Raw genomic sequence first — 14,962 nt, forward strand, 5'->3', positions numbered from 1 at the left:
ATAAAAAAAGCAGTAGAAAATCTACTGCTTAATATGAATTTTTATCTTTTGCTTCGTTTTCCACTATCTTTAGCATCTTGAGCAACACGGAAACCAATCCAACTAAAAGTTCTTCCTTGATCTTTGTATCTTCTGTGTCCTGGATCTAACCAATAAGAAGAATCTAGCCAAGATCCACCTTTAACAACTCTCACTTCGTTAGTGATAGCTGTTGTCACTTGTTTTTTCTGTTTTTCAAGAACAACGTTACCGCTTTTGTCAACAACGAAACCTTTTCTTACAGAATTATACATATTGAATGTACTGTCAGAATTAGCACCAGACATATCTAAAGAAGATTGATAATCGCCGTCTCGATAATTTCTGTCGTCTGCAACAACTTGTTTTTCATATTCACCTGGAAGACCTCTGTATACGAGTTGTCCGTTTGCCATGGTGTCATATTTCATCTCTACATTTCCAACTTTTTTGTAGGTACCGTCTGCATTTTTCTCTGATTTTAAAACAACATTACCTCTGTAATAGTTAAAATCATTAAAGTCTTCATCAATCTGTGGACGATAGATATCTGCTACCCATTCTGCAACGTTACCATACATCCCAAATATACCTAAATCGTTAGATTGATACTTTTTAACATCCGAAGTGGTTGGTGATCCATCATTTTTCCATCCTGCTACACCCGAGTAATCACCTTTACCCATCTTAAAGTTTTCAAGATACATACCTCTGTTACGTCCTTTCTTACCTTTTAGTTTATCAATTTCAGGATTTTTACCTAGGTAATTGTTGTATTTACGGTTCTTTTGCATACCTAAAGCTGCGAATTCCCATTCTACTTCTGTAGGCAATCTGAATTTTTCAACCAAACCAGATGTACCACCTTTGTTAGCGGCTAACAATCTTGTATTAGTTGTCTTAATACCTGTTTGTTTTTGTAACTTATTTTTATCAACAATAGCGTCTAGCTCGGCATCATTGGATTTATACTTATCCATGTTGAAGGTACTTTCACCTTGATAATTGGATTCGTTGGTGTATAGATCTTTTGGAAGAATACCTTTTTGCATTAAAGCTTTTTCGTTGGCACGGTTGGTTAACCAATCGCAATATTTTGTCGCTTGTAGCCAAGAAACACCGACAACTGGGTAATAGTCAAACTCTGGACTACGGAAATAAGTTTCTGAATAAGAATTTCTTGATAACTTATTATTCCATACTAAAGTATCAGGTAAAGCGCCTGAATAAATATTTTTGAAATTAGGATCAGATGGTGGAAATACATATTTCAGCCATGTCGTATATTCTCGATATTCATAATTGGTAATTTCGGTTTCGCCAATGAAATAAGAGCTCACCTGCATACGTCTGGGCGTGTTATTCCAATCATGCATGACATCGTCTTGCACTAATCCCATTGTAAAAGTTCCTCCATCGACATATACCATGCCTGGCCAACCTTTTTGTTTTTGTTGTTTACCCGAAAAGAAATAACCATTCTTCTCGTTTGGTTTCCAACCAGTTTTACTAGTAAAACGTTTCGTCCCACCGCCACTTTTCGTATTACCTCCGCCACAACTTGCAAGTACTAAAGCAGAGCCGATAGCTAGTGAAAACAATTTAATTTGTTTCATAGTTGATATAATCATTTACAAAGTACAAAGAAAAAATAAATATTTTAATAAATCAAATAATGATATGCTTTTTTTCTAACGTGGATAAATAAGTTTTATTGTTATATATCTTTTTTTAGAAATTTTCGTTTATTTTGTAAATTGAATACATACTCAATGAAAAAGAATATTTACTCTTTATTATTTGCTGTTATCTCGCTAGGTGCTTTTGGACAAAAAGTCAACATACAATGGGAAGGAAGCAAAACTTTCGATTTTGGCACCTATAAGCAAAACATGCCTTTTTTTAAAAATAGTGGTTATGATATTGGTTCTCGTGGCGTTACACTAGTTGTCGAAAAAAGGAATGAGGGTAAGGAAATTGTTGTTAAAAACTTTAATTGGGAAAAGGCCAAACCCGAAGATTTGTACGATATTAACCAGGACTTATTGGTAAACTCAAATCATTACGAAGCTTCCTATAGTTTTAATGAGCTACAAAATGCTCAAATTGGCACTGCCTACATTCCTGCTTTTAAAAAAGAAGCTAATACTATTTATCGTTTAGTGTCTGTAGATGTCGAATTGTCTAACAACAATCTGATTCTTAAAAAAGGGGATGCTTTGGGAAGTACAGAAAACCCGTTGAAAAGCGGTACTTTTTATAAAATTAAAGTGGACAAATCTGGCGTATTCAAAATTTCTAAAAAATTCTTACAAGATAATGGCATTAATGTTTCTGGGATTAACCCTAAAAACTTTCGTGTCTACGGAAATGGTGGATTAATGCTTCCAGAAAACAATACAGATGCGCGTTACGCAGCACTTCAGGAAAATGCTATCCAAGTTGTGGGCGAAGAAGATGGCGTATGGAATGATCAGGACTATGTGCTTTTTTATGCGCAAGGTCCTAATGGATTTAATCTTTACAACCCACAAGATGTAAAAACCAATAATAAAAGAACTGAAACTAGAAAAGATAAAAGTTCTAATTTTATCAATCTATACGATGATTTTTCTTACTACTTTATTAATTTTGATATCGGTCCAGGAAAAAGAATTAGCGATTACGACATTGCTCCTCCCAATAACCTGATAACGCGCTATGATGACTACCAATATATCAATGAGGAAAAATTTAACTTAATAAAGTTGGGACGTCTTTGGGTTGGTGATGCATTTACAACAAACAAAGAAGTTAAATTTGATCTCCGAACACCGCTTAATGCTAACGATAACATTTCATACAGGACAAGAGTGGTCTCGCTAAATGGTGAAAAGAACCAGATGGAATTTTCCGTAAACGGCAAGGATATTAAAAACCTGAATGTCAGCTCCAAAGACCTCGGACTTTTAGTTAGCAATGGTAATATAACAAATACGCCAACTTCTAGTATAATTTTTTCCTACAAACCGAATACGGCGAATAATCCTTATGGACAATTTTATTGGGATTACGCTGAAGTTAAATACAAACAAGACCTTACCTATAACAACGCTGGACAATTGCCTTTCCGCGATTACAGTATAGAGGAAGCAAGTAATAATCTATATGGCTTTTCTTTATCAAATATTGCAGGCTTAGAGCAAGTCTGGGATGTGTCGGACATTACGAATGTCAAAAGGAAAAATAATCGTAGCGGAAATTCTAATGTGTACAATATCGGCTATATTGCCAATAACACTTATTTCAATAACGAATTTGTCGCTTTTAGTTCATCTGCTGCTTATAATCCAGCATTTGTTGGACGTATAGACCAGCAAAATCTATCTGGGCTTTCCAATGTCGACTACCTCATCATTACACAACCAAACATGATGAATGATGCTCAACGTCTTGCCAACTATCATCGTACAACCAATGCTATGAATGTAGAAGTTGTTGATATTAACAAAATATACAACGAATTTAGTAGTGGAAGCAAAGACATTACAGCCGTAAGAGATTTTGTATCTAAACTTAATTCGCCCAAAGGTGCTTTGAAATATGTCTTTTTACTTGGAGACACCTCTTATGATTTCAAAAACAGATTGGCTAATAATACAGACGTTATTCCAAGTTATCAAAGTGAAGAAAGTCACGACTATGCCAATACTTATGTGACCGATGATTATTTTGTAATGACTTCACCACAAACAGTTAATGACCTTGGAAGTATGTTACCAGACATACCTATCGGTCGACTTCCTGCGGCTAATCCTGCAGAAGCTAAATTGTTAATTGACAAAACATTAGCCTATTACAATGCACTACCTGGTCAATCTTCTCCTTTTGGTGAATGGCGAATGAAATTGGATTTTGTGGTAGATGACGACGCAGATAATGATTCTCCTTTTCACAATACAATGAATACATCTCTGGTATCAAATTTTGAAACAGGAACCACAAGATCTGAATATAATGTTAGAAAACTATACCTCGATGCTTTTCCTGCGGAAACCTCTGCGGGAGGACAACGTTATCCACAAATTAATCAAGCCATTAGCAATGATGTCGGCAATAGCGCATTCCTCCTTTATTTCGGCCATGGCGGAATCAATGGTTGGTCACAAGAACGAGTTTTAACATCGACCGAAGTTCAAAATTTCAATAATTACACTTCACTTTATAGCAGATTTCCGTTGGTATCTACCATCACATGCGAATTCACGCTTTGGGATGATCCTGCTACTAATTCCGTTGGAGAACAGGTAATTAAGCTTAAATCGGGTGGTGCTGCCAACATGATAACATCAAGTCGTGCCATTGCAGTGGTATATGGGGAACAATTTACAGGTAATTTTACGGAGAGTATTTTCAAATTAAACAACGACAAATTCCGTACTCTAGGCGATTCTTTTCTTGAAGCCAAAAGAAAACAAGGCAACAACATTAATCACTTAAAGGTGAATTATCTTGGTGATCCTGCGATGACACTTTCTCGTCCGCAGCGACTTGCAAAGATTGATGAGATAGAATCTCCAGAACCTGGAAAAATCCGTGCATTAGATTTCGTTAAGGTAAAAGGTCATGTAACAAAGCCAGACGGTACATTAGACAATAGCTTTAATGGGCGTGCTGTAGTCAATATCTATGACAAAAAACTTAAAAAGAAAACGCTTAACAACGACAACAATCCTAAGATGCTTCCTATTTTAGAATATATTGAAGAAGGAAGCCCTATTGTGAAAGCTTCGGGACAAGTCATTAATGGAAATTATACCATTGAATTCTATGTACCCAAAGATATTAATTATGACTTGGGATCTGGTAGAATTCTAATCTATGCTGACAACAAATCCCACGACGTTTTCTATAACGGATCGGTAACTATTGGTGATATCAACCCTAACGGAATTAACGACACCGAACCTCCGAAAGTTAATCTTTACATGAATAATATTAACTTTGCTAACGGTGGTATTACAGATCAAAACCCAATGCTTTTAGCCTGCGTTACGGACAATATCGGGATAAATTCTACAGGCTCTGGTATTGGGCATGATATAACTGTTCTTTTGGACGGAGAGGTTATCAATACCAAAGTGCTTAATGATTATTTCTCTGCGGGAGAAGGCAATGGTTGTGTTAATCCGAGCCTGGCTGATTATCAAAAAGGAAATGTGAGTTATCCTTTCCGCAATTTGAAACCTGGAGAGCATCAATTAACATTTAAAGTTTGGGATATTAACAATAATTCAACGACCTCTACGTTAAACTTTGTAGTGAAAGACGAAAGCCAGCAACAATTGATCATAAACAGACCGCTTAATTGGCCAAATCCTTTCACCAACAAAACATATGTACAGTTCGAGCACAATTGTGATGATATTTTGGACGTTAATGTTCAGATATTTACCATTACTGGAAAACTGGTAAGAACACTAAGTAACTCCATAACCGCTGAACCATTTTTAGAAGGTTACAGAACGCCAAGACAAGCTATCGAATGGGACGGAAAAGATGACTTTGGAGATACCGTAGCAAAAGGTACATATATTTTTAAGATATTTGCAAAAAGTCAAAACCAAGACAAGTGTAAAGGTAGCGCCACAGCAGTCGAAAAAATGGTATTATTAAAATAGCAAAATATAAATATTTAAACGGTAAATTTTACCAATAACTAACTAATTATGAATTTTACAAAAAAACTCTTTTTAGGTTTGGGTTTAGGGATGAGCATAGCCGCCTACTCTCAGTCTGACTACACAGTACTAACAGGAGCTCCTTTTTTAAGAATTTCGCCAGACGCAAGAGCAGGAGGTATGGGAGATCAAGGGGTTGCGACATCAACTGATGTTTTTTCACAATTTTGGAACGCAGCAAAATATCCTTTCGCGAAAAACACTTCTGGTGTTGGGGTTAACTATACGCCCTATATGAGTAAACTGACCAATGATGTATTTTTATTATACGGATCTTTTTACACATTTTTAGGTGATGATGAAAGATCAACGTTGAGTGCTAGTATCTACTATTTCAATATGGGACAAGTAGATTTAACATCATTAGTTGGTAACGAAGTTATCTCTGGTGGTACAACCAAACCAAACGAATTCTCTATCGATGTCGCTTATGGTCTTAAACTATCTGACTACTACTCTATGGCGGTTACTGGTCGTTTCATCAGATCAGACTTAGGCGGTAGTTTCAATTCTGACAATACCTTACAACCTGCTAACACCTTTGCAGTAGATGTTTCTGGTTACTATAGATCACCTAAGCATCAAAGTATTGGGGACTACGAAGGTCGTGTTAATGCTGGTTGGGCTGTACAAAATCTAGGTCCTAGATTAGACTATACGGGTGACGAAAATTCTCGCTCTTATCTTCCGACAATGGCAAGATTGGGTGTTGGCTATGATTTATTCATCGACGACCTTAACAGATTCAGCATCAGTGGTGAAGCATCAAAACTTTTAGTTCCTGGTCCAGAAATCGCAGAATATGACGCCAATGGAAAACCTGTATTCAGAATTCCGAATGTTGGGGTAATGGAAGGTATCGGAAAATCTTTCGGTAACAAAAAAAGTATCATGTTCTCGGGCGCGGCAGAATATTCTTATGATGATGCCTTTGCAATCCGTGCTGGGTACTTTACAGAAAGTCCAGAGCAAGGCGCTAGACAATATGCAACAGTGGGTGTAGGTCTCAAATATCAATCTTTCGGTTTAGATTTATCATACTTAGTTAATATGTCAAAAGTAAATAGTGCTTTAGACAATACACTTAGATTTGGTCTAACTTGGAACATCGGAGGTGAAACTTACAACTCTCAAGATTATTAATAATTAATCTGATAATATTTTAAAATGCCTCATATTTGAGGCATTTTTCTTTTATTTTTGTTATATGAATTATACTGCGGAACTCAAAAAATTTCTCACAAGCCAATATATTTTTGCAGGGACAAGAATAGCGCTTGCCATTGTTATTCCAAGTATTATTTTGGCGCATTTCGGTTTGTTGCAAGAATATTTTTTATTCCCAATGGGCACGAGCTTTGTCGGATTAACAGATCAACCAGGACCTTTCGTAAGACGACGAAATACATTAGCCTTTGCCGTTATTTCTTATTTTTTAGTTGCATTAATAGCCAGTCTCGTCAAAGATTTTCAGTGGATTGTCTATTTGGAAATCATAGTTTTTGGAATGTTTTTCTCATTGATTGGCGTCTATGGAAGTCGACTCGCGGGCGTTGGCTCGTTATCATTAGTGGTTCTCAGCATTTTTATCGATGGGCATCTCACGGGGGATGATGTTTTCCATAGCTTAATCGTATTTCTAGCAGGTTGTATTTGGTTTGTCATTGTATTCTTAGTCGTTTCTACATTACAACCTTACAAATTAGCAAGTCAAATGGTGGGCGAAAACTACCTCGAACTTGCCGATTATTTAAGAATTAAAGCCAAATTTTATAAAAAAAATGAAAATGTCGATGGCCTCATCAACCAATTGATTGCACAACAAATAAAAATAAAAGAACAACAAGAAGCAACCCGAGAAATCGTTTTTAAAACCAGAAAAATCGTAAATGAATCTACGACACAAAGTAGAATCCTGATGTTAATGTTCCTGAATTCAATTGATTTATTTGAAAAACTTTTAACTTCAGAAAACGACTATCGAAAACTAAATCATGTTTTTGGAGAAACTAAAATCCTAAACCAAATGCACGATTATCTGATGAATATGGCCAACGAGATTACCAACATTGGTATCGCTTTACAAGGCAACATCAGAACCAAAGAACAATATAATTTTGATAAAGAATTAAAAAATATTTACCACCAATTTTACGAACATCGCGCAGAAGTCATCAATGCAGATAACCTAGAAGATTTCATGCTTTTGCGTCAGGTTTTGATGAGAATAACAGAAGTTACGGACGAAATCAAAACTATTTTCCGTGTCTTTGACCAAGATATAAAACTTGCCAAAAGTCTTTCTACAGGACTGGATCTTAACAAGTTTGTTCCAAAAGAAGAACGCCTCAACCGCAAGGTTTTGTTGAGCAATATCTCTTTGCATTCTGGGCATTTCCGCCATGCCGTTCGTGTGACTTTAGCCTTATTTATTGGTTACATCATCTCGAAACTCGAGTTTTTAGGAATCGGTCATGCCTATTGGATTATGATTACGATAACTGCTATTTTGAAACCCGCTTACAGCACAACCAAGCATCGCAATCTCCTCAGACTGTATGGCACCGTCGCAGGAGGCATCGCGGCATATATCCTTTTGTATTACATCACCGACCAAAGTCTATTGCTAGCTATATTGTTAACGACAATGACTTTATGTTTTAGTCTCTTAAAATCAAAATATTTTTGGGCTGTATTTTTTATGACCATTTATGTTTTTCTGTCGTTTAATTTTTTAAAACCAGGGAATATTAATCTCATTTTTAAAGACAGAATTATAGATACGGCTATTGCAGGTGCGGTAACATTTTTGGTTGCCTATTTTGTATTTCCGGTTTGGGAATACACCCAAAATTTGCAACTGATGAAAAAATCAGGAAAAAGCAACCTCGATTATTTTGGGGTGGTGATGGATCTTTTCATTAACAAAAAAGAAAACGATGAAGACTATCGTCTCAAAAGAAAAAACGCCATTATCGACCTTGCCAACTTATCCGACAACTTTCAACGAATGATTTCGGATCCAAAAGATCAACGAAAAAAATTAGAAACAGTTCATCAATTTGTGACCACTTCTCACCTATTAACAGCTTATACCGCGTCTTTGTCTCAGTTTGCTAAAAATCAAGAGTTGTATCCCGAAATTGATAGCCAAAGTTGGAAAATAAAAATTTCGTCAGAGCTTATTAGAAGCAATTCGCTGTTGCATAAGGAAGAATTTGATCACGAAATTATCGATCAAAGCAAAATAGAACCCGACGATCACGTAGACGAACTTCTAGAAAAACGCCGACAAGAACTTGATGAAAGAGACTATATTGACCATAGAGATCCAACAAAAATAAGTCATTTAACCGAACTGAAAAACATTCAGGATTTATTAGAACTGATTTATGATGTAGCAAAAGATCAACGAAAAGTGGTCGAAAACTATTATCGACACAAGAATGACTGATTATTGATTATTCCAAAACGATCGAAAAATAATAATCACCAAGCCTTCTCACCTTGACTTCGAAAACATCTTCAAAATTTTGGTCATAGACGCGGGCTTTCACATTAAAATTTTCGCTTGGTTCAAAACTTTGGATGTCGTAATGTTTTTTCAAAGACCAATATTTGGAATGGTGGATTTTGTACAAAGATTCTTTGACACTCCAGATCGCAGTTAAAAAATCGACTTCCGCATCATTATTTATAAAGTCGTTTTCGTGAAGGACAAATTTGTGGCGAATGTGTTTTATTTTTTCTTTTTTGAGTTCGAGGTCGATGCCAACTTTCATCTTTGAAATCGCAATGGCAGCTAATGGGAAAGAATGACTTATGGAAATATTGTAGTCGTTGGGTTCCAAAAAAGGCTCGCCATTTTCTTTGTATAAAATTTTATAACCCGGCAACAATTCCTGTAGCATCTTACGCACCATCAAAAATTCATTAATTTTTTTGGGATGATAATCTTTGACTTTATTATAATTTTCGGGTTCTAATAAAGTATTGATATCTAGATGTTCGTTTTCGTCAAATTTCCAAATCAGAATTTTGGCTTTATCATCAGAAAAATCTTTGTACAAAGGCATGGGAAATAATTAAAACTCAAAATTACTAAATAAAGCAGTTAACACATTATTTATACGTGTTCTTTTTAGTTTTAAATAATTGAGTATTGAGCGTTGTTAGGGCTTTGAGCCCTAACAACGCTTCTATTGCATGACAACACCAAAATATCATCTAGAATCTGCGGCCGGGATAGTAAGGGCGCGAGCGAAGCGAGCGGTCTGAAGAACAGCGATAGGACAAAGCTTGGCTTCTGAAGACGAAACCCCTGAATAGCGCGAAATGCCGCCCAAATAAAACTTCTAAAAACTTGCGCGAATCTGCATGCTTCCCGTGTGGATGGTGCGTTCGCCAGAGTTGCGGCCTTCGTAATTGACATTGAGCTGCAAAAATGAATTGAGGTTTTGTTGCAAAATAACACTCCAGACTTGGTTTTTCCCAGCTTTGAGACCTTCCAACATTTGGTTCCCAACAATGCTAAAACTATTGCCCGTAAACTCGTTATTGATAAATGAAAAGTTAGCACGCAAAGAGGTTTTCTTGTGATCCCATTGCAAAGTCCCAGAAAGCTCGTAAGCTGTGAGACGCTCGTCGCCATCGGATCTTTTCTTTTGGCGAAGCGCGCCAAAAAGTTCGGCTTGCAGACTTTCCGTTAGGCGGTATGTGGCTTTGGGTTTGGTTTCCCAATTTTGTAAAAGATAGTTGCGCGTGCTGAACATCTGTGAGTGATTGGTAATATCTTGCAGTTGATTTTCCCAATCGGCACGGAAGTTCTTATTAAACCAATATCCCAAATTAAAGAAATGCGAATCTTGTGAACGCTCCTCTATACTATAATTGGCGTTGAGCAAATTGTCATTCGCCGAGTAACGGTAATTGGCGTTCCAACCAGATTTGTCATTGGAATTAAACAATGCCGAAAACAAGATGTTTTGGGTTTTCATAATCTGGTCGCTTTCCTTTGCAAAAGGATTGAGCACCACGACGCGATCGCCTTTCATAAAAGCATTTTGCGACAACATGGACACATTGAAATTCCAACGTTTTAAAAACTCGTTTTCGGAACTAAAAATTACTGCGGGATTTACAAACAAGGCCAATTGTAATTTGTTTTTGTTGGAAGCCAAATATTTGACTGTATTGGTGTAAACCCTGATGTATTGCGCCTGGTCGATATATTCTGCGACCTCGAACTCGTCCAGTTGCTGAATGCCATCGCCATTATAATCCGTCCATTTATAAACGCCTTGTCCATCTGTCACTTTGATGTACTGAAATTCGCGTTGCGCTTCTTGTCCATTTCCTAATTCATAAAAAGCTTGCAAACGCATTCCGTTTTGGAAAAGTTGTTGGTTGTACATAATGTTTCCGACAACAAAATCTTGATTTTGATCGTTCGCTAAAGTTTGATCTTTATAGAAAAATTTACGATAATGCACCAAAGCCGACAATTGTGTTTTTTCGGTTTTAATGATTTGGCTTTCTGCCATAATTCCCAAAATATTGTTCATCTGTTGCAAACGATTATCCCGAATGGAGTCGTTATCCCGCAAATAGACTTTCGTTAAAAGCTTTGTCCGCGCGCTGTCTGCAATTTTCTTTTGCAAAAAGACTTCATTCCAGCTAAAACTCGACACCTCATAAAGTCCCGTTTGGTTGTATTTTTTAAGATTATGTTCTAGTGCTGCGCCGACTGACCAACTTCCTTTCTTTGTTAATAATTCCGCGGAAGTATTTGCCCGAATAAACTGCGTATTCATCGCGGTAGATTTGGTATCAAGATAAGACGCATTGGCAAGCGTTATCCAACGTTGATTTTTCCAACCAAAGCTAAAATCATTTTTCAGGCCTTTGTAATTGGCTTTTTCATCGAGGTAATTGATTTTATAATTTAAAAAAGTTCGCTCTTTCCAAATATTATCAAAACCAAATACAAATCTGTTTTGAGTAATCTGGCTAAATTCTTCTGTTAGATTGAAATCGCGCCAAAATTCGACATTGTTAATTCTGTCCAGAACTTTAAATTGCTTGTCGATATGCTGATATTCGAACATCGGTGTTCCTTTCCAATTGTTTTTGGTAAAGCTTTTATTAGCATATATTCTTGTTGCATAGCCAATATTTTGTTTGTTGTCTTTGGATGAAAAAAGATTAAGATCGTTATTACTCAGTGATGCATCTACCCCGACAACACCGTTTTCTAAAGCATATTCTGCATTGGTTGAAAAGACTTGGGTTTTCTCTGGTGCTGGCAATCTACGAACCGCGAGATAATCACCAAGCCCGAGTCCTACATATTCGAAAACGCGCCCATTATTCGTAGTTTGCGAGATTCTATAATCGCCTTTGGTGTTACCAAAATAGGTAAAACTCACTTGGTAAAGTTCATCCTCTTTATTGGTAGAAAACTCGTAGTGATAATTGGTTCCGGAAACTACTTTTTTGTACAAAATTTTATTAACATCATAATCGGTTTTCACACCAGAAGGCGCATACATCATCTCAGCATTGTTACCCGCATTGATGAGATATTGTTTGTCTTCGTCACTCAAATTAAGCGAAAGCGGCGCATTTTTGTTATCATTCTCCATGAACCACGACAGACCTAGCTTAAGTTTTTCCCGCTGATGCTGGATATTTCCTGTAAGAAGAAAGCGTGTATAATTGCGGTTGGTGTAGTTATAAGTAATCGTGATAAAATTCTGTTTATAAATTGGTCGAAAACTCGTGAAAGTAATTTCGCCTGTATTATAATTAATGGTGTAATCGAGGTTTTCGCCACGTTTCATCAGTACGCCATCTATATAAACTTGTTCGGAGCCAGAGATAATGGTAATAAACTGTTCGCCATTTTTCCCGAGTAGCCGATAAGGTCCTTGGTTGCCTTCGATACCCTGAAATCGCATTCTGTTGAACTCACTTCTTGCAATACCTCCAGAAACGTCCAGACTGGTTTTGTTGCCGTTATCTTCCCAGCTGGTTAAAAATTGAAGGCCCATACTGCGTCTTTGGTAGCGTCCAAAATAAGTTCTGTCATCATCTAAATCCAAATGTCCTGCACGAATAATGCTATGTTTTTTGATATCTAGCTGAACATAGATTTTATCAAATTCTTGCAAAGTCTGGGTATAACCATCCGCCTGAATTGGTAAATTGTGATCCGAAATCGATGCTAATATCGAAACATCTTCGCTTAGCTTTCCGGAGATTTGCATATCCATAGAACTTTGTACCGAAGATCCTTGGTTGTTTCCAAAAGTGATACCCCGCACGATAGAACCTTTGGAATTGAGGTCGCCAAGAATTCTGGCTTTCGTATTTTTCACCAAAACCTCTTCGTCATACACCAACTGGGGGGCTTTTTTTATAAAATCTAAAGTGTCTTTGGTAAAATAATCCTTATTAATCCTAGCGGAAAAAATGCTGTCTTTTTTTACTGAATCTTTGGGAAGATTGGGATTTTTCCATGAAAAAATTTGAGCTTGTAAAAGTCCACAAGCTAGGCAACACAACAAAATGGTAAAAATCTGTCGATACAACTTCAAATAATTTCTGAGCGTAAATCTACGAATAATACAGATGTATAAAAGATTTACAAGTGATTAACGAGAATTTTGAACAAAAATTTTACAATCAATTTAAAAGTTTATATTTGTAGCCCTTTGTTAAAGATTATGTCTATAGAAATCCTTAACCATTTATTAACCTTTGAAACTTTAAGATTGGGGAACATAACTTTAACTTTGCAAAAGATAAACTTAAACTTAAATATTTTTATTATGAAGAAATTCTATTCTTTATTAGCAATTGCTGCTATCGCATGTGGCTTAAACGCACAGACGCAAATCTTCAAAGAAACATTTGGTAACCCAAGTGCAAATACTTCTGTTAATACTTATACAGGTTATGACAATTCTGCTCCAATTGTCTTTACTGCAGGGACATCAGGGACGGATATAAGATCTAATAGTGCAAGTACTGTTACTGATTATGCAGAAGCTAGTGGACAAGGAAATGTAATGATTAACAGTGCAACTAAATACTTATTAATCTCAGGAATTTCTACTGAAAATTTTGAGAACGTAAGCTTAAAATTTGGTCAAAGAAAAGGAACTAATGCAGCAAATAATGAACTTAAGGTAGAAGTTAGTGGTGATGAAGGTGCAACTTGGACCCAACTGGCATACACTAGACCAACTGGATCAGGAACTGCTAAATGGACATTAGTTACTACTACAGGAAATATACCTCAAACTCAATCACTGCAAATAAAATTTTCAGGAACTAATCCTACTGAATGGAGAATTGATGATATAATTTTGACAGGTACTGAAAATGTACTTTGTACCAACCCAACTATTGATGAGCAACCAGCTGACCAAACAGTTAATCTTGGCGATTCTGCAAGCTTCTCTGTTGTTGCTACGGGAGATAACCTTACTTACCAATGGCAAATGCTTGCTACTGATCAAACAACATGGACGGACATCCCTGAGGAATTTTCTGCAAGTGCTACAACAGCAACTCTTACTACACCTGCAACTATAGAATTTTCAAATGGTTTTAAATTCAGAGTTGTTATTTCTTCTGGAACATGTCAAACGATTTCTGATGAGGCTACATTAACAGTAGATTCAACATTAGCAACAGGTAACAGCAACGCTACAAAAGCTAACTTGGTTAAAAATACAGTGGTAGCTAACGAAATCATCTTCGGTCAAGATGCTAAAGTATCGGTAATCAACATGGCTGGTCAAGTAGTTAAAACTGCTGAGGTTAAAGAAAATGCTAGACTAGATGTTTCTAATCTTGCAAAAGGTACTTATATTGTAACTGCTACTGTTAACGGTAAAGCGGTATCACAAAAGATCATCAAAAAATAGTTTTTCACGCCGAAAAACAAGCTAGCCTCCTATTTTGGGAGGCTTTTTTGTTCATACAAACATAATATGTATCATATTTATAATGTGTAAATAATGCTTAAATTTGCAATAGATAATAACAAGATTAAGTCTTATTGTTTTAGCTAAAGTATTATCTAATAAGCTTTTTTTGTATTTAACATTATATAAAGAAAGATTAAATAATTGTTAAATTTTCATGTTTTGTTTTTCAAATTAAAAAAATATGTAAATTAGCAATCCAATTTTTAATAAAACTTAAATTTTTAT

At 36.1% G+C, this 14,962-nt stretch carries 7 protein-coding genes; 4 read left to right on the forward strand and 3 right to left on the reverse strand.

From position 1 onward, the window contains the following. Positions 1-41: 41 nt before the first annotated feature. Complete coding sequence (gene gldJ, locus ACVFVN_RS11920) at positions 42-1,634, reverse strand: gliding motility lipoprotein GldJ (protein WP_165130601.1); 1,593 nt, start codon at positions 1,632-1,634, stop codon at positions 42-44. 156 nt (positions 1,635-1,790) lie between these two features. On the opposite strand from gldJ, the gene porU reads away from it, so the two are divergent. From porU to ACVFVN_RS11935, 3 genes are all read left to right on the forward strand, one after another. Beyond that, positions 1,791-5,678, forward strand: a complete 3,888-nt coding sequence (gene porU / locus ACVFVN_RS11925) for a type IX secretion system sortase PorU (RefSeq protein ID WP_456235425.1) — start codon at positions 1,791-1,793, stop codon at positions 5,676-5,678. A gap of 48 nt (positions 5,679-5,726) precedes the next feature. After that, positions 5,727-6,881, forward strand: coding sequence for a type IX secretion system outer membrane channel protein PorV (porV, locus tag ACVFVN_RS11930; RefSeq protein WP_165130598.1), 1,155 nt, complete (start codon positions 5,727-5,729; stop codon positions 6,879-6,881). Between the two features lie 64 nt (positions 6,882-6,945). Further along, positions 6,946-9,192, forward strand: coding sequence for an FUSC family membrane protein (locus tag ACVFVN_RS11935; protein ID WP_456235426.1), 2,247 nt, complete (start codon positions 6,946-6,948; stop codon positions 9,190-9,192). Positions 9,193-9,199: 7 nt separating this feature from the next. Here ACVFVN_RS11935 and ACVFVN_RS11940 read toward each other — a convergent pair whose 3' ends face one another. Together ACVFVN_RS11940 and ACVFVN_RS11945 are read right to left on the reverse strand one after the other, a co-directional pair. Beyond that, complete coding sequence (locus ACVFVN_RS11940) at positions 9,200-9,814, reverse strand: 4'-phosphopantetheinyl transferase superfamily protein (protein WP_456235427.1); 615 nt, start codon at positions 9,812-9,814, stop codon at positions 9,200-9,202. 279 nt (positions 9,815-10,093) lie between these two features. Beyond that, positions 10,094-13,330, reverse strand: a complete 3,237-nt coding sequence (locus ACVFVN_RS11945) for a hypothetical protein (protein WP_456235444.1) — start codon at positions 13,328-13,330, stop codon at positions 10,094-10,096. A 240-nt stretch (positions 13,331-13,570) separates the two neighbouring features. On the opposite strand from ACVFVN_RS11945, the gene ACVFVN_RS11950 reads away from it, so the two are divergent. Continuing rightward, positions 13,571-14,674, forward strand: coding sequence for a T9SS type A sorting domain-containing protein (locus ACVFVN_RS11950; RefSeq protein ID WP_456235428.1), 1,104 nt, complete (start codon positions 13,571-13,573; stop codon positions 14,672-14,674). Positions 14,675-14,962 lie beyond the last annotated feature (288 nt).

This window comes from Soonwooa purpurea, from assembly GCF_053891095.1.